Source organism: Streptomyces sp. NPDC028910 (assembly GCF_055564955.1).
Map to the genome: position 1 here is coordinate 54,788 of NZ_JBVHVF010000001.1, position 15,780 is coordinate 70,567.

Here is a 15,780-nt window from a genome sequence, read left to right on the forward strand (position 1 = left end):
TGGGTCAGACGTGCGCCGGGGTCCCGGCGTTGACGATGAGCTGGTCGAGGAGCGCGAGCAGGCAGGCGCGGACGTCCTGCCGGGAGCGGGCGTCGAGCATGAGCACGGGGGTGTTGGGGTCGCGCAGGTGCAGCGCCGCCGCGATCTCCTCGGCGGTGTACGGCTGCTCCCCGTGGAAGCAGTTCGCGCCGACCACGAAGGGCAGTCCCCGGCTCTCGAAGAAGTCGACCGCCGGGAAACTGCGGTCGAGGCGGCGCGTGTCGACGAGCACGATCGCGCCGAGGGCGCCGTTCAGCAGGTCGTCCCACATGAACCAGAAGCGTTCCTGGCCCGGCGTGCCGAACAGGTAGAGGACGACTCCGGCGTCGGTGAGGGTGAGGCGGCCGAAGTCCATCGCCACGGTGGTCACCGTCTTGGACTCGATCCCGTCGAGGTCGTCGACGCCGACACCCGCGGCCGTCAGCCGCTCCTCCGTACGCAGGGGCTCGATCTCGGAGATCGTCTCGACCAGGGTCGTCTTGCCGACTCCGAATCCCCCGGCGATGAGGATCTTGACGGGGGCCGCTTCCTGCGGGGCAGGAGTGTCATATCCGGGCAAGGTTGTCCCTGATTCTCATGAGCAGGTGGACATTGGTGGTCTCGGCCCCTTCCAGGGGCGACCGGTGGTGGATCAGCCCGCGGTCCGCGAGTTCGCCGAGGAGCAGCGTCATCGGCGTGAGGCGGATGTGCATCCGCGCCGCTATCTCGGCGACCGCCCGGCCGCCCGGAGGCGCGCACATGGCGAGGATGGCCCGCCACTCGGTGGGCAGGCCGCCCTGGGCGTCCTCGGAGACCGCCGCCGTGATCGTGGTGTCCATGGTGAGGACGGTGTGCGGAACGGCCGTACGTCCGTCGGTCAGGGCGTACAGCCGCGTGCGGCGGCGGCCCGCGGGCTGCGGATCCTGCGGCATTACGATGTCGGCGCCTGGACGCGCTCGGGCGTGCTCAGCCACTCGCCGAGCGCCTGGGCGGTCCGTACGGCCTCGCCGCCCAGCTCGCCGAGCCGCGCCTTGCGGGAGGTCACCACGAGGAGCGTGCTGCCCTCCCCGCATCCGACGACGCAGAGGTAGCGGTCGTCCATCTCCACCAGCTGGCGGATGACCCGGCCGCCGTCGATCTCCCGGGATATCGCCTTCATCGTGGCCGCGATGCCGGAGGCGGCGGCGGCCATGCGCTCCGCCTGCGGCTCGTCCAGCAGGTAGGCGCTGAGCTTGATGCCGTCGTTGGAGAGGAGGACGGCTCCCTGGATGCCCGCGATCCTGCTGAGGTTGTTGTCCAGGACGCTGTAGATCATGTCGGTCGATGTCGTCGTCATGGCTGTTCCTGTCGGAGCTCTGCTTCCACTGCCTGGGTTCCCTGTTCGTAGTCCGCCCAGGCGTCGGCCACCTCTTCGGGTGTGTCCGGGTCCTGGCCGGCGGCTGTCTCCGGTGCGCGGGGCGCCCGGAGCTGTTCGGCGATATGGGTCTGCGGGACGCGCTCGGGGAGTGCGGGCCGCGTGGCGCCGCCGTCCCGTCGCGCGGGGAGCTTCGGCGGCGGCGTACCGCGGGCCGGACCGTCCACCGGGCGGTCCAGCGGGCTGTCCACCGGGGTATGCACGGGGCTGTGCACCGGGCTGCTCGCCGGGCTGCCCGCCGTCAGCTCGCGCGGCCGCTCGGACAGCGCACGGCCCGCCGGCGCGGAGCCGCTGTGCAGGACCAGCTCGGGCTTGCGCTCGTCGAGCGCGGGGCGGGGTGCGGGGGCGGCGGCCAACGCCGCGCGCGGCGCCTCCCGTTCGGTGCGCACCAGCAGTTCCTGGGGCAGGATCACCACGGCGGACGTACCTCCGTACACCGAGCGGCGCAGGGTGACCGTCGCCCCCAGCTGGTCGGCGAGGTGGCCGACGACGAAGAGGCCCAGCCGGTGTGCGTTCTCCGCCAGGACGGAGTACGGCGGCGCCGAGTGCAGGCGCCCGTTCATCTCCTCGTAGGTCGCGGGGGTCACGCGCGGCCCGCGGTCCTCGATCTCGACCGACAGCCCGTCCGCCACCATTTCGGCGCGGATGACCACCTTCGACCTCGGCGGGGAGAACCGGGTGGCGTTGTCCAGCAGTTCCGCCAGGAGGTGGCTGATCTGGCTGACCACCCGGGGTTCGACGCTGGTCTCGTCCAGGGCCTGGCGCTCGATGCGCCGGAAGTCCTCGACCTCGGCGGCGGCTTCGCGGAGCAGGTCGGCGACGCGCATGGGCTCGGTGTGCGGGTCGGGGACCTCGCCGCCCGCCAGGATGAGGAGGTTCTCGATCTGGCGCCGCATGCCCACGGTCAGCTGGTCGGACCTCATCAGCTCGGCGAGGAGGGCCTCGTCGTGGCCGAAGGTGTCCTGGAGATCCTCGGTGAGGCTCAGCTGACGGCTGACCAGGTTTCCGGTGCGCGAGGCGATGCCCGCGGCGAACATGCCGAAGCCGTGGCGCTCGGCCGACAGCTGGCGGTGTCCGTCGACGGATACGGCGACGGCCCGGGCGAACGCGTCGCTGATGCGTCCGACCTCGTCCTGGTCACCGCGGACCGCGGGCAGCGCGTCGATGTCGACGCTCTGCCCGCGCTGGAGGCGGGCGACGACGTCGGGGAGGGTTTCCTCGGCGACGGTCACCGTGCGTTCGTGCAGGTCGTGCAGGCGGCGGAGCACCGACCGCGTGGTGAACACGACCACGAGCACGACGGCCAGCAGCCCGCCGCCGCTTCCGCCGATCAGCCAGGTGACCTCGGTCTGCAGCTCGGCGGCCTTGGCCTCACCGTGCGCGAGCACCGCCCGTGCCCGGTCGACGTTGAGCGTGGCCATCTGCCGCGAGTAGTTCTCGTACGCGGACCGCCAGCCGGCGACCTCGGCGGGCAACTTGATGCCCGACTCGATGTCCTTGTGGTCGGAGACGATCGCGCTTTCGATACGGATCTTCGTCTGCCAGGCCGGGGATGCGGCGATCCGCTCGTAGAACCGCCGGTCGCCCTCGGGCAGATGCGGCACGATCGCCGTCTCGTACAAGTACCGGTGGGCTCCTACGGCCCTGACGAACTGGTCGAACCCGGCCGAGGTCAGCTCCCTGGACGGCCCGGCCAACGCGATGATCGTGTCCTCGCGCGCCACCATCTCCGACGCCGAGAGCAAGGCGACGACCGGCCGGCTCTCCTGAGTGAGCTCGGCGTCCTCCGCGTGGCTGAACTCCTGCTGGTACACCTGGATGATCGCGCCGATCGCCCCGGTGTAGTAGGCGAGCGTGGCGTCGGCGCCGCCGCTGCGGACATCGGCGCGCTGGCGGTACGCGGCCAGGCTGTCGAGCCGCTCGTTCACTTCGCGGAAGGACCGGGCCGATTCGGCCGAGTCGGCGGAGCCGGCCGAATCAGCCGCCACCCGGCGGAACTCGGCCGCGGCCTTGTCGGTGGCCTCCCGCCGGTTGCGGAGCTCCTGCTCGGCCTCGGTTCCCGCCCACCGCGCGGCGGTCGCGGTCCGTTCGGCCTGCATGTCGACCATGAGCGTGTAGAGGGGTGCGCCCATCCGCTCGGCGGCCGCGACATCGGACCGCAGGTGCTCCGACTGCGCCAGCAGCCGTCCGGCGGTCACCGCCACCTGGGTGCCCATCGCGACGGTGGGGACGACCGCCAGCCAGATGAGCAGGGTGCGCAGACGCGGGGGACGCCGCCGACGGGCCGTCGACGGCCCTGGTGGGCCTTCGGGTTCTATGGGAGTCATCGGTCCTCGGGAGCGGGGGCGAGCGGGGACAGCACCGACAGCCGGACCGGACACAGTCCCTGGGGAGGGGACGGGGGAACAGCCCGGCCGGCGTCGGTGGACGCAAGGGTGCCGATCATAACCAGCCACACCAAGAAAACGGATAGGTGTATTCCGCAACTGAGGAAACGGCACCCTCCACGCGCACAGGACCTCCACCGGGCGGCCGGTGGAGGTCCTGTGCGCGTGGCGGCGGAAGTGGCGCCCGCCCGGGGGGTCAGCCCTCAGTCGGAGTCAGCCGCAGGGAGATGGAGTTGATGCAGTACCGCTGGTCCGTGGGGGTGGGGTAGCCCTCGCCCTCGAAGACGTGGCCCAGGTGGGAGCCGCACTTCGCGCAGCGGACCTCCGTACGGATCATGCCGTGCGAGGTGTCCGCGATCAGTTCGACCGCGTCGGTGTCCTTCGGGTCGAAGAAGGACGGCCAGCCGCAGTGCGAATCGAACTTCTCCGAGGAGCGGAACAGCTCCGCCCCGCAGCCGCGACAGGAGTAGACGCCTTCCGTCTTGGTGTCCGTGTACTCACCGCGGAAGGCCGGCTCGGTGCCCGCGAGGCGCAGCACCTGGTATTCGGACGGGGTCAGCTCCGCCTGCCACTGCTCGTCCGTCTTCTCGACCTCGTACGACATGACTCTCCCGCTCCCTCGTACCTTCAGCTCGACAGGCGGGCGAGGATGGCCGGACCGAGGTCCGTGACGTCGCCCGCGCCCATGGTGAGAACGAGATCGCCCGGCTTGGCCATTCCCGCGATGACGTCGGCGACGGCCGCCTTGTCGTGCTCGGCGGTGACGTCGGCGCCCTCGGCACGGGCGGCCGCGATGATGAGCTCGCTGGTGACGCCGGGGATCGGGTCCTCGCGAGCCGGGTAGATGTCCAGGACCACGGAGGCGTCGGCGAGGCCCAGCGCCTGCCCCATCTCCTTGCCCAGCTCCTGGGTACGGGAGAAGAGGTGCGGCTGGAAGACGACCAGGATCCGGGAGTCCCCGGCGGCCCCGCGGATGGCCTCCAGGTCGGCGGTCATCTCGGTGGGGTGGTGCGCGTAGGAGTCGATGACCTGGACGCCCGCGGCCTCGCCCTTGAGCTGGAGGCGGCGCTTGACGCCGGTGTACTTGCCGAGCGCGGAGGCCAGGTTGTGCGCGGGGATGCCGAGGGCCACGCCGGCGGCGAGGGCCGCGACGGCGTTGTGCGCGTAGTGGCGGCCGGGGACGGAGACGGTGAAGGTGAGCATCCGGCCGTCCAGGACCACGGTGACCTCGCTGGTCAGGCCGCGCGGGGTGATCTTGGTGATCCGGACGTCGGCGTCCTCCTCCTCGCCGTACGTGACGACGGTGAGGCCCTCCTTGTCCGCGACCCGGCGGGCGATCTCGGCGGCGCCCTCCTGGCCGTGGGCGACGACCAGGGTGCCGCCGGGCACGATCTTGCCGACGAAGGTCTCGAAGGACTCGTAGATCTCGTCGATCGACGCGTAGTTCGCGTGGTGGTCGAGCTCCGCGTTGAGGATGATGGCGACCTGCGGGGTGTACTTGTGGAAGGTGCGGTCGCTTTCGTCCGCCTCGGCCACGAAGATGTCGCCCTCGCCGTGGTGGGCGTTGGAGCCGGGGGCGTCCAGGTCCCCGCCGATGGCGTACGAGGGGTCCAGGCCCAGGGCCGAGAGGGACACCGCCAGCATCGAGGTGGTGGTGGTCTTGCCGTGCGTGCCGGCGACGGCGATCGGGCGCAGCCCGTCCATCAGGGCGGCGAGGGCGTCTGAGCGGTGCACGACGGGGATGCCGAGCTCGGCGGCGCGGGCCAGCTCGGGGTTGTCGGCTCGGATGGCGCTGGAGACGACCACGCAGGTGGAGTCGGCGGCGAGGTTGCCGGCCGCGTGCCCGCCGTGGACCGTGGCGCCGTGGGCGCGCAGCGCCTGGGCGGTCTCGGAGTCACCGCGGGTGTCGCTGCCGGCGACCTGCGCGCCGCGCTGGGCCAGGATCTTCGCGATGCCGGACATCCCGGCGCCGCCGATGCCGATGAAGTGGGGCCGTTCCATGGCGGTCGGCAGGCCGGGCTTCATTCAGGTCGCTCCAGGATCGAGTGGTGTGCTTGTGCGCGTCGGGCTCTGAGGGCCCAAGCCTATTCGTTGTGGGCGAAGAGCTTGAGCACGGGAACGCCGACCTTGTGCCGCGCCTGGGAGGCCCAGTCCCGGTGGAAGAACTCCTCCACGAAGTGCGGGGCGGTCAGGACGATCACCTCGTCGGCGCCCGCCTCCTCCACCACGGCCTTGAGTTTGTCGAGCGGGTGGCTCTCGACGAGCTGACCGGTGGCGCTGGCGCCCCGCTGGCGCAGGGCGTTCAGGGAGTGCGCGAGGGCCTGTGCGGCGGGGCCGCGGGCGGCCTCGCCCTCGGGTTCGTCGCCCTCGCGGATCGCTTCGGGCAGCTCACCGAGCGCTACGTCGTCGATGGCGCGCAGCAGTCGGTCCTGGTCGCCGCGCGGTTGCATGAGGACGATGAACGAGACGGGGTCGTCTCCGTGCAGGGTGGTGACGAAGTCCACGTCCACCGTGGTCAGCGGCTGCTCGATCATCAATACGCTCGTGAACACGGACGCCCTCTCCTTCATGGGTCCGGCTGGCCGGTCCCTGCGGAAACCATCCTGCCCCGCTGTCGCACGGGGCCTTGCGCAGATATATGTGCCCAGTTATGTGCCCGGCGGAAGCAAAGCGGAACGACAAATTCCGCCCCTTCGTCAGATCCGACGGTAGCTCGTGAAGAGGAACCCGGCCTCTTCCAGTACGCAGGCGGGCGCGAGCCGGTGCGGAACCGTGACGGACGGGCCGCCGGCGATCCGCTGGGCGTCACCCGCCGTGAGCATCGGCGAGATCGTCAGGCACAGCTCGTCCAGGGCGTCGGCGGCCACGAGCTGGCCCAGCAGCCGGGGCCCGCCCTCGGTGAGCTGGCGGCGCAGCCCCCGCTCGGCCAGCTCCCGTACGGCCCGGGCCGTGTCCACGGCCGCACCGTCCCCGGCGACCACGACCTCGGCCCCGGCCTTCACGGCCTCGGCCACCCGGTGGGCGGGCGCGGCGGCGCCCGTGACCACCAGGGTCGGCACCAGCGGGGAGGTGAACAGCGGCAGCGAGAAGTCCAGGTCCAGGCTCGCGGTGACCACGGCGATGGCCGGGGCGGGGCCCTGCCCGGAGGCGGCTCGGCGGGCCGCGAAGGCTTCCCGGGCCCGGGCCGGACGGTAGCCCTCCTGGCGAACCGTTTCCGCGCCGACGACCACCACATCGGCCAGCGCCCGCAGGGTCCCGAAGATCCGCATGTCGGTCTCGCCCGAGATGGGCTGCGAGCGGCCGTCGTGCTGGGCGGCCCCGTCCAGGGTGGAGACCATGTTCGCCCGCAGCCAGTGCTCGTCCGCCCCCAGCGCGGGGTACGCGTAGGCGTCCGCGAGCTCGTCGAGCGACCACTCCCGGTCGACCCGGTCCTGGGGCGAGGCTGATGTCTGATCGGTCACAGGGAACAGGCGTCGCATCGGTGCAGTGTGCCACGCGACGTAGAGTTAAGAGCTGTGTCAACATCACTCTCCACCTCCGGTTACACCTCCGGCCGACCCCCGATAGCCGACGTGGGCCCCCAGGCCCTGTGCGCGCGCGAGCCCCGGGTGCCCGCCGAACGGCTGGTGGCGGAAATGGTGCCGCCGCCGCGGTTCGACGCGGTGCGCTTCGACACCTACGACCCGGACCCGACCCAGCCGAGCCAGTCCGAGGCCGTCACCGTGCTGAGCGGTTTCGCCGCCGGGCTCGGCGGTGCGCACGCCAGCGGCGCCGGCCGCAAGCGCTGGTTCTCCAGGAAGCCGGCGGCCCCCGTCGCCCCGCGCGGGGTCTACCTGGACGGCGGCTACGGCGTCGGCAAGACGCACCTGCTCGCCTCCCTGTGGCACGCCACCCCGGCCGAGCCCGCGCTCAAGGCCTTCGGCACCTTCGTGGAGCTGACCAATCTGGTCGGCGCGCTCGGCTTCCAGCAGACCGTGCAGACCCTGGGCGGGCACCGGCTGCTGTGCATCGACGAGTTCGAGCTGGACGACCCGGGCGACACCGTGCTGGTGTCCTCCCTGCTCAGCCGCCTCGTCGAGCAGGGGGTGGCGCTGGCCGCCACCTCCAACACGCTGCCCGGCAAGCTCGGCGAGGGCCGCTTCGCCGCCGCCGACTTCCTGCGGGAGATCCAGGGGCTGTCGGCGCACTTCCGGCCGCTGCGGATCGACGGCCAGGACTACCGCCACCGCGGGCTGCCCGAGGCGCCGGCGCCGTTCTCCGACGAGCAGGTCGCCAAGGCCGCGTACGCGACCGAGGGCGCGAGCCTGGACGACTTCCCGGGGCTGCTGGAACACCTGGCCCGGGTGCACCCGAGCCGCTACGGCGCGCTGACCGACGGGATCACGGCGGTCTGCCTGACGGACGTCGGTCCGGTGCCGGACCAGTCGACGGCGCTGCGGCTGGTGGTACTGGCCGACCGGCTGTACGACCGCGAGGTCCCGGTGCTGGCCTCCGGGGTCCCCTTCGACCAGTTGTTCAGTGAGGACATGCTGAACGGCGGCTACCGCAAGAAGTACTTCCGCGCCATCTCGCGGCTCACCGCCCTGGCGCGCGACGCGAAACCCCTGGTCTCCCAGTAGGTTTGGGAACGCCGGGCCCTTCCGGGGGCCCGGCCGTTTCCGCTTCTACGAAGGGATCCACCATGGCCGCCACACGCAACGCACACGCCGTCTGGGAAGGCGATCTGCTCGAGGGCAAGGGCGTCGTCACCCTCGACTCGTCGGGCCTCGGCAACTACCCGGTCTCCTGGCCCGCGCGCACCGACGAGGCGGCGAACGGGCGGACCAGCCCGGAAGAGCTGATCGCCGCCGCCCACTCCAGCTGCTTCAACATGGCCTTCTCGAACGTCCTGGCGAAGGCCGGCAACCCGCCGGCCAAGCTGACCACTTCGGCGGCCGTCACCTTCGTGCCCGGCAAGGGCATCACCGGCATCCACCTCACCACGGAGGGCGAGGTGCCGGGCATCGACGCGGACGCCTTCGCCGCCGCGGCCGAGGACGCCAAGAAGAACTGCCCGGTCAGCCAGGCGCTGACGGGCACCACGATCACCCTGAGCGCCAAGCTCGTCTGAGGGCTCCGGCCCGACGGCACGGGGCGCCGTGCCGTCGGGCGGCCCGTGCCCTCGGACGCGCTGTGCCGTCGGGCGGCCGGTGCCGTCGCACGGAAGGTGTCAGGCCGTGGCCAACTTCGGGATCAGGCGCATCGCGTTGTCGCGGTAGATCCCCTGCAACTGCTTCGGGGTGAAGGCCGGGTCGGCGTCGAGAGCGGGGAGCGCCAGGTCCATGACCGTGTCGGCGGGGGCGGCGGGCCAGTCCGTACCGAAGAGGACGTGGTCGGCCGGCACGTGCTCCAGGAGGGTCGCCGCGGGCGCCATGGGGCCGGCCGTGTCGTAGTAGAAGCGTCTCAGGTGATCACGGACGGCGGCGGGGTCGAGGGGCGGGTCGCAGAACCGTCCGAGGGCCTGCAGGCGCGTCGCGATGTACGGCAGGAAGCCGCCGGCGTGCGGGAGGATGACGGAGATGTTCGGGAAGCGGTCGAGCGTCCTCCTGGCGATCATGTTCACGGCCGCCCTGGTGGTGTCCAGCAGGAAGTCGCACATGAAGTTCGGAATGCCCGGGACCGTCGGCGCACCGGGCGGACCGGGCGGGCCGCCCGGGAGGTTGTGCGGATGGGTGTCCACCACGGCGGAGAAGTCGTCCAGCTCGTGGAACAACGGGTCGTAGACGGGATCTCCGAGGTAGACGCCCCCGTAGTTGGCCGTCACGTTCACGCCGACGGCGCCGAGCTGGCCGAGCCAGCGGCGCACGGCCCAGGACGACGCGTCGGGGTCGTCCAGGAAGAGGGGCACGTAGTACGAGAACCTCCCCGGGTGCGAGTTCGCCACGTCGATCATCGACTGGAGCGTGATGTTGATCGCTTCGCGCAGCTGCGCCGATGACTGGTAGCGCGCCGGCAGCATGGGCTTGAGGACAGCTGTCGTGATGCCCGCCCCGTCCATGAAGCGGACCGCGGCCTCGGTGTCGAGCCGGGTCCACGGGGGCAGCTGGTCCCCCTTGACCAGCCCGTGGTGCTCGGCCCACTCGCGCCATTGCGGCGCGCAGAAGTGATGATGCATGTCGATCTTCGCGTGGACGGCGTGGGCCGCGTGTGCCTCGTCCGGATGCGGCGCCGTACGGCCCCGCGCGACGTGGATGACCTCACTGGTGCCGACGGCGGAGACGCGCAGCTCGTCCGCGGGGGTTCCCAGCAGGCGCAGTGCGGAGGTGTTCGCGGGGTCCGTCATGCGCGTCCACCGCCGACCACCGAGACCACGGGCTCAGGGGGGAGGTGCCCGGGCGGCCGCGACGGTTCCAGGACGAGCCGGAGGTGTTCCAGACCCCGGAAGGCCGCCACCGGTCCCTTGAGCCACGCTCCCTTGCTCTCCTGCGCGTCCGCCAGTTCCATCTCGGGGAACTCCCGCAGGAGGGAGGCGAGCGCGATCTCGAGTTCGAGCCGTGCCAGGGGCGCCCCGAGGCAGTAGTGCGTGCCGTGTCCGAAGCCCAGGTGCGTCCCCTGGAGTCCCTCGCGCGTCACGTCCAGGACGTCGGGGGAATCGAACTTCTCGGGGTCGCGGTTCGCGGAGGAGATCGCGATCTGGACCAGGGAGCCCTTGGGGATCAGCGTGCCCCGGATCTCGGCGTCCTCGGCCGCGTACCGGAAGGTCGACGTCTCCACCGACCCCTCGAAGCGCAGGATCTCCTCGACCGCCCCCGCGATGAGCGACGGATCCTTCCGCAGCTTCGCCAGCTGATCGGGGTGGAGCAGCAGGTCGAGGACGAAGTTGCCGATCTGGTAGGCGGTGGTCTTGTGGCCTGCGAAGAAGAGGACCCACAGCGACGCGACCAGTTCCGCGTCCTCCAGGCGTTCCTCCCCCTGGAGGAGGTCGCTGAGGAAGGAGTCCGAGGGGTGCTCGCGCGTGTCCGAGATCAGCTTCTCCAGCCGGTGCTGCAGACGCTCTTCGGCCGCCTTCAGCTCGGCCCTCAGCCGGGGATCGAACCGGGAGCGCGTCACCACGGCGAACTGCTCCAGGATCTCCGGGCGGTCCTCCTCCGGGATGCCCATCAGCTCGCACAGGACCGCGATGGGGAACGGGAACGCGAACGCGGACATCAGGTCGACCGCGTTGGCCCGTCGGCACTCGCCGAGGAGCCTCTCGGCGATCTCCGTGATGCGCGGTCTCATCTCCTCCACCCGCCGGGGGGTGAAGGCGCTCCTGAGGACGCGGCGCAGCCGGGTGTGCCGGGGCGGGTCGGAGAAGAGGACGTTGTCGTCCAGCGCGTCGAAGAAACTGCCGTACACGGCGTGGTACGTGTCGATGGCCCCGCGCATGTCCTTGCTGAAGCGGGGGTCCGAGAGGGCGTCCCGGGCGTCGTCGTGGCGGGTGATGAGGTAGGTGTCGATCCCGTGCGGGGGCGTCAGCCGACACACCGGGGCCTGCTCGCGCAGGGTGGCGTACAGGGGATGGGGGCACACCCGGTATTCCGGTGCGCCCCTGGACACGGCCGACACGATGTCGCGCAGCTCTCCGCCGCCGTTCGGTGCCCCGTTCTCCTGTGCCATGGTCCTCGCTCCTCCGTCAGGCTCGCGTTCTGCGGACACAACCGGTTCCCCGCGCGAGCGGTTCGCGAAACGACGCGCTTCTCGTTCGAGTGGAGCCGGTTGCGCCGGATACGAGGACCTCGGCGCGGCGCCAGCCGGTCGGTGACGGGGGCCTCAGCCGGGCCCCTTTGTCGACGACACCGGCACGGGCGCCGGTGCCCGGGCCGACCGTCAGCCGATCGGCGGGCGGCCGTCCGGTGCGACTGTGTGCGGGATCCCGCCCGGCGGGGGAAAGGCTGCTCTGCCACCAGCCCGCCCCTGGGGAGCATCGTCACAGCAGCGTCGGCCGCCCGCAGGGCCCGGGGGCACCTCGCAACGGTGGCCGGGGGAGGGACTTTGACGACACGACCTAGGAGCCCGCTCATGGCCCGAACTCTCGCCCTGGTCCTCACGGCAGCCGCCTCGCTCTCCCTGGGGGCCGTCGCCGCTCCCCCCGACGCTCCCGCCGCCCCCGGCAAGGCCACCGGCAGAGCCATGTCCGAACGCGCCGTCACCTACGGGGCCACCGCCCGGTTCCAGCGGCACGCCGTTGCCGTGGCGGCCGGCTACGTGCCGGACAAGTACTGCGTCGTCGACCCGGCGGGCAGGGGCGCGCTCGGCTACCCGCACTTCAACCACGCGTACGACAACTCCGTCGACCCGGCGAAGCCCGCCGCGCTGTACTACGAGGACGACGGGCACGGCGGCAAGCGCCTCGCCGGGGTCCAGTGGGTGGTCTACGACCGCGATCAGAACATGGCGACGGACGACGACCGCCCCACCCTCTTCGGCACGGCCTTCAAGGGCCCGCAGCGCGGCCACTTCCCCGGCCAGCCGATCCACTACGCCCTGCACCTGTGGCTCTGGAAGAAGAACCCCGACGGCGTCTTCGCGACCTTCAACCCGGCGGTGACCTGCCTTCCCGGCACCACCCGTCCCAAGCCGTCCCCCTGACCCCGCCGCCGGGAGCCGCCGATGTCCGTCACCCGACGCAGCCTGCTCGCCGCCGGCGCGATCGCCTTCAGCGGAGCGCTCGGCGCCCTGTTCGCCGGTGACTCCCGCGCCGCCGCCCGGGCCACCCGGGGGTACGGGCCGCTGCTGACCGACCCCCGCGGGCTGCTGGACCTGCCCGCGGGGTTCACGTACCGGGTGCTCTCGCGCGCGGGCGATCCGCTGCGCTCCGGCGAGGGCGCCACCCCGGCCAACTGCGACGGCATGGCCGCCTTCGACGCCGGCGGCGGCCGCGTGCGGCTGGTCCGCAACCACGAGAACCGCACCACCGCCGCCCTGCGCGTTCCCGCCGTCGCCGGTCTGACGTACGACCCCCAGGCCCTCGGCGGCTGCACGGCCCTGGAGCTCGACCCGGCCGGAGGGGTCACCGGCGAGCGGGTCGCCCTCGCCGGCACCGCCGTCAACTGCGCGGGTGGCCGGACCCCCTGGAACACCTGGCTGAGCTGCGAGGAGACCGAGGACCGCGCGGGCACCGCCGGCTACACCGAGGACCACGGCTACGTCTTCGAGGTGGACCCCGCCGACCCGCACCGCTCGGGCGCGGTCCCGCTCACCGCGATGGGCCGCTTCGCGCACGAGGCCGTCGCCGTGGACCCGTACCGCGGGGTGGTCTACGAGACCGAGGACGCCTTCACCTCGCCCTTCGGGCTGTTCTACCGGTTCCTGCCGGCCCGGCCGCTCGGCGGGACCGGCTCGCTGCGGGCCGGCGGCGCCCTGGAGGCCCTGCGCGTGCCGGGGCTGGCGGACCTGGCGGTGGTGGACGAGCCGGGGGCCGAGTTCCCGGTGGAGTGGGTGCCCGTACCGGATCCTGCGGCGGCCGGGACCCCGATCCGGCTCCAGGACTTCGGGCGGGGCGGCATCACCCACGCGCAGAAGCTGGAGGGCTGCTACTGGGGCGCGGGCGGCGTCCACTTCGTGTCCAGTTACGCGCGCAGCGGCGAGGGCGCGCCCGCCGACCACCACGGGCAGGTGTGGTTCTACGATCCGCGGCGCGCCCGGCTCCGGCTGGACGTGCTCTTCGGCCCGGCCGCCGACGTGCGGCTGCCCGGGGACTCCCCCGACAACATCTGCCTGGCCCCGGACGGCGGCCTGATGGTGTGCGAGGACGGCGGCGGGGCGCAGTACGTCTTCGGCGTGACGGTGGGCGGCGAGGTCTATCCGATGGCCCGCAACGCCGAGGACATCGGCCGGCCCGGGGCCCCGGAGTGGGGCGAGTTCGCCGGGGTCACCTTCTCCCCCGACGGGCGGACGATGTACGTCAACGCGTACGCGCCCGGGACCACGTTCGCGGTGACGGGGCCCTGGCACTGACCGTGCGGGCCCGTTCGACGCGGTGCAGGATCGTATCGAGTCGACGGGACAGGGGCAGACGACGGTGGCCAGGAAACAGAGCGGGAAGCGGAAACCGGCCGAGCCGACGGGGCGAGCCGAGCCGGCCGGGTCAGCCGAGCCGACCGGGCCGCGGGGGCCGGCTGCGAACAAGGAACCGGACACCGAGCCGGGGGGCGAGCGGCTGGGCGCCCTGCTGCGGCTCCCGCCCGGCGACCGGCCCGACCTCGGGCGCCTCGACCCCGCCGCGACCCCGGCGGGCCCGCGGGACAAGGCGGCCGCGCTCGCGGCCACCGCCGCGTGGGCGCAGCCGCTCGCCTCCTTGCAGGAGCGGCTCTACGCGGCGAGCACCGCCGGCGACCGCCGCCGCCTGCTGCTCGTCCTCCAGGGCATGGACACCAGCGGCAAGGGCGGCACCGTCAAGCACGTGATCGGTCCGTTCAACCCCGCCGGCTGCCGGGTCAAGGCCTTCAAGGCGCCCACGACCGAGGAGCGCAATCACCCCTTCCTGTGGCGCGTCATGAACGCCCTCCCCGTGCCGGGCGAAATCGGCATCTTCGACCGGTCGCACTACGAGGACGTCCTCGTCGCCCGTGTGCACGAACTGGTGCCGGGCACCGTGCTGGACCACCGCTACGAGGAGATCAACTGCTTCGAGCGTTCCCTCGCCGACGACGGGGTGACGGTGGTGAAGGTCTTCCTCCACATCAGCTACGAGGAGCAGCGCGAGCGGCTCCTGGCGCGGCTCGACAACCCCCACAAGCAGTGGAAGTTCAGCCCGGACGACATCGACGAGCGCCGGAACTGGCCCGCGTACCAGAAGGCGTACGAGCTGGCGCTGGAGCGGTGCTCCACGGACGCCGCCCCCTGGTTCGTCGTCCCCGCGGACCGCAAGTGGTACCGCAACTGGGCGGTCGGCAAGCTGCTGCTGGAGCATCTGGAGGACATGGATCCGCGATACCCGGAGGGTGACTTCGACATCGAGGAGTGCCGCGCACGGCTACTAGGCACATAGTCATATATTTTGCCTACGTGACCATTCCTGTACGCAAAGTGGCGGCCGTCGCCGCGCTCAGTGCCGCCCTCGCGGGATGCGGGGGCGGCGTCGGCACCTCGGACGCGGGCCGCGAAGCCCGTATGGGCACCCCTGCGGCGTCCGCCCCCGCCGGCCCGCCCGCCTCCGCGGTCCCCTCGCAGAGCCCCCCGCCCGGCGGCGCCCCGCAGGCCGGCGCGCCCGCCGGGGCCCCGACCATGGCGCCCGGTCCGAACGGCCTGACCCCGGTCTTCGAGCGGGCGAAGCAGCAGAGCGACAAGACCGTGGCCCTGACCTTCGACGCCGACATGACCTCCGACCAGGGGCCGCGCGCCGCGGGCGGGGAGCGTTTCGACAACCCTCAGCTGATCGCGGCCCTGCGCGCCCTCAAGGTGCCCTCGACGATCTTCATGACGGGCCGCTGGGCCGAGGAGTACCCGGACCAGGCGAAGTCGATCGGCACCGACCCGAACTTCGAGATCGCGAACCACTCCTACAGCCACCACGCCTTCAAGTCCCCCTGCTACGGGCTGCCCGCGCTCGACGGCGCCGCCGCCCGCGCGGACGTGGACCGGGCCTTCGCCGCCTTCCGGAAGGCGGGGGCGGTCAACACCGTCCCCTACTTCCGCTTCCCCGGCGGCTGCTACGACGACCAGGCGCTGCGGGCCCTGTCCACGGCCAGGGTCACGGCCGTCCAGTGGGACGTGGTCAGCGGGGACGCCTTCGCGAAGGACCCGGACGCGGTGGCCGAACAGGTGCTCGCCGGGGTGAAGCCCGGCTCGGTGGTGGTCATGCACTGCACGCGCAGCGCCGCCCCCGTCACCGAGGAGGCCGTCCAGCGGATCGTCCCGGAGCTGCGCAGGCGCGGCTACCGCTTCGTGAAGGTCTCCGAACTCATCGGCAAGTAGGCAGGCAGGCCCCGGGGAAGGGAG

The 15,780-nt window shown here is 72.2% G+C and carries 16 protein-coding genes; 6 read left to right on the forward strand and 10 right to left on the reverse strand.

All coding sequences use genetic code 11. From position 1 onward, the window contains the following. Positions 1-4: 4 nt before the first annotated feature. The 8 genes from ACZ4TV_RS00250 to ACZ4TV_RS00285 form a co-directional block, all read right to left on the reverse strand. The gene (locus ACZ4TV_RS00250; protein ID WP_468129051.1) at positions 5-598 is read right to left on the reverse strand and encodes a GTP-binding protein; all 594 of its coding nucleotides are present in this window, start codon (positions 596-598) and stop codon (positions 5-7) included. Beyond that, complete coding sequence (locus ACZ4TV_RS00255) at positions 585-950, reverse strand: DUF742 domain-containing protein (protein ID WP_468129053.1); 366 nt, start codon at positions 948-950, stop codon at positions 585-587. The genes ACZ4TV_RS00250 and ACZ4TV_RS00255 overlap by 14 nt, the downstream gene beginning before the upstream one ends. After that, entirely contained in the window at positions 950-1,354 is a 405-nt protein-coding gene (locus ACZ4TV_RS00260; RefSeq protein WP_468129055.1) for a roadblock/LC7 domain-containing protein, read from the reverse strand. The genes ACZ4TV_RS00255 and ACZ4TV_RS00260 overlap by 1 nt, the downstream gene beginning before the upstream one ends. Next, positions 1,351-3,759 (reverse strand): sensor histidine kinase, encoded by a 2,409-nt coding sequence (locus tag ACZ4TV_RS00265; protein ID WP_468129057.1) that lies wholly within the window; start codon positions 3,757-3,759, stop codon positions 1,351-1,353. Before ACZ4TV_RS00265 ends, ACZ4TV_RS00260 begins: the two co-directional genes overlap by 4 nt. Before the next feature lie 256 nt (positions 3,760-4,015). Further along, positions 4,016-4,423: a peptide-methionine (R)-S-oxide reductase MsrB gene (msrB, locus tag ACZ4TV_RS00270; RefSeq protein ID WP_468129059.1), complete on the reverse strand. Its 408-nt coding sequence runs from the start codon at positions 4,421-4,423 to the stop codon at positions 4,016-4,018. 23 nt (positions 4,424-4,446) lie between these two features. Then, the gene (murC, locus tag ACZ4TV_RS00275) at positions 4,447-5,844 is read right to left on the reverse strand and encodes a UDP-N-acetylmuramate--L-alanine ligase (protein ID WP_468129061.1); all 1,398 of its coding nucleotides are present in this window, start codon (positions 5,842-5,844) and stop codon (positions 4,447-4,449) included. A 59-nt stretch (positions 5,845-5,903) separates the two neighbouring features. Continuing rightward, the gene (locus ACZ4TV_RS00280; protein WP_468129063.1) at positions 5,904-6,371 is read right to left on the reverse strand and encodes an indole-3-glycerol phosphate synthase; all 468 of its coding nucleotides are present in this window, start codon (positions 6,369-6,371) and stop codon (positions 5,904-5,906) included. 144 nt (positions 6,372-6,515) lie between these two features. Beyond that, entirely contained in the window at positions 6,516-7,298 is a 783-nt protein-coding gene (locus ACZ4TV_RS00285) for a pyrimidine reductase family protein (protein WP_468129065.1), read from the reverse strand. A gap of 84 nt (positions 7,299-7,382) precedes the next feature. Between ACZ4TV_RS00285 and zapE the strand changes: the two genes are divergently transcribed. Together zapE and ACZ4TV_RS00295 are read left to right on the forward strand one after the other, a co-directional pair. Next, positions 7,383-8,438: a cell division protein ZapE gene (gene zapE, locus ACZ4TV_RS00290; protein ID WP_468129875.1), complete on the forward strand. Its 1,056-nt coding sequence runs from the start codon at positions 7,383-7,385 to the stop codon at positions 8,436-8,438. 62 nt (positions 8,439-8,500) lie between these two features. After that, complete coding sequence (locus ACZ4TV_RS00295; RefSeq protein WP_468129067.1) at positions 8,501-8,929, forward strand: OsmC family peroxiredoxin; 429 nt, start codon at positions 8,501-8,503, stop codon at positions 8,927-8,929. Positions 8,930-9,028: 99 nt separating this feature from the next. Here the strand turns inward: ACZ4TV_RS00295 and ACZ4TV_RS00300 are convergent, their stop codons facing one another. Next, complete coding sequence (locus ACZ4TV_RS00300; RefSeq protein WP_468129069.1) at positions 9,029-10,141, reverse strand: amidohydrolase family protein; 1,113 nt, start codon at positions 10,139-10,141, stop codon at positions 9,029-9,031. Next, positions 10,138-11,457: a cytochrome P450 family protein gene (locus tag ACZ4TV_RS00305; protein WP_468129071.1), complete on the reverse strand. Its 1,320-nt coding sequence runs from the start codon at positions 11,455-11,457 to the stop codon at positions 10,138-10,140. The genes ACZ4TV_RS00300 and ACZ4TV_RS00305 overlap by 4 nt, the downstream gene beginning before the upstream one ends. A 402-nt stretch (positions 11,458-11,859) precedes the next feature. Between ACZ4TV_RS00305 and ACZ4TV_RS00310 the strand changes: the two genes are divergently transcribed. The 4 genes from ACZ4TV_RS00310 (at position 11,860) to ACZ4TV_RS00325 (ending at position 15,756) form a co-directional block, all read left to right on the forward strand. After that, the gene (locus ACZ4TV_RS00310) at positions 11,860-12,429 is read left to right on the forward strand and encodes a hypothetical protein (protein WP_468129073.1); all 570 of its coding nucleotides are present in this window, start codon (positions 11,860-11,862) and stop codon (positions 12,427-12,429) included. 21 nt (positions 12,430-12,450) lie between these two features. Next, complete coding sequence (locus ACZ4TV_RS00315; RefSeq protein WP_468129075.1) at positions 12,451-13,797, forward strand: alkaline phosphatase PhoX; 1,347 nt, start codon at positions 12,451-12,453, stop codon at positions 13,795-13,797. 202 nt (positions 13,798-13,999) lie between these two features. Continuing rightward, positions 14,000-14,830, forward strand: a complete 831-nt coding sequence (locus ACZ4TV_RS00320) for a PPK2 family polyphosphate kinase (protein ID WP_468129877.1) — start codon at positions 14,000-14,002, stop codon at positions 14,828-14,830. Between the two features lie 17 nt (positions 14,831-14,847). Further along, positions 14,848-15,756 (forward strand): polysaccharide deacetylase family protein, encoded by a 909-nt coding sequence (locus ACZ4TV_RS00325; RefSeq protein WP_468129077.1) that lies wholly within the window; start codon positions 14,848-14,850, stop codon positions 15,754-15,756. Positions 15,757-15,780: the final 24 nt, after the last annotated feature.

Coding starts and splice junctions, on each gene's coding strand:
- ACZ4TV_RS00255 (WP_468129053.1), bottom strand. CDS start 950: ATGCCGCAGGATCCGCAGCCCGCGGGCCGCCGCCGCACGCGGCTGTAC.
- ACZ4TV_RS00260 (WP_468129055.1), bottom strand. CDS start 1,354: ATGACGACGACATCGACCGACATGATCTACAGCGTCCTGGACAACAAC.
- ACZ4TV_RS00265 (WP_468129057.1), bottom strand. CDS start 3,759: ATGACTCCCATAGAACCCGAAGGCCCACCAGGGCCGTCGACGGCCCGT.
- msrB (WP_468129059.1), bottom strand. CDS start 4,423: ATGTCGTACGAGGTCGAGAAGACGGACGAGCAGTGGCAGGCGGAGCTG.
- murC (WP_468129061.1), bottom strand. CDS start 5,844: ATGAAGCCCGGCCTGCCGACCGCCATGGAACGGCCCCACTTCATCGGC.
- ACZ4TV_RS00285 (WP_468129065.1), bottom strand. CDS start 7,298: ATGCGACGCCTGTTCCCTGTGACCGATCAGACATCAGCCTCGCCCCAG.
- ACZ4TV_RS00295 (WP_468129067.1), top strand. CDS start 8,501: ATGGCCGCCACACGCAACGCACACGCCGTCTGGGAAGGCGATCTGCTC.
- ACZ4TV_RS00300 (WP_468129069.1), bottom strand. CDS start 10,141: ATGACGGACCCCGCGAACACCTCCGCACTGCGCCTGCTGGGAACCCCC.
- ACZ4TV_RS00305 (WP_468129071.1), bottom strand. CDS start 11,457: ATGGCACAGGAGAACGGGGCACCGAACGGCGGCGGAGAGCTGCGCGAC.
- ACZ4TV_RS00310 (WP_468129073.1), top strand. CDS start 11,860: ATGGCCCGAACTCTCGCCCTGGTCCTCACGGCAGCCGCCTCGCTCTCC.
- ACZ4TV_RS00315 (WP_468129075.1), top strand. CDS start 12,451: ATGTCCGTCACCCGACGCAGCCTGCTCGCCGCCGGCGCGATCGCCTTC.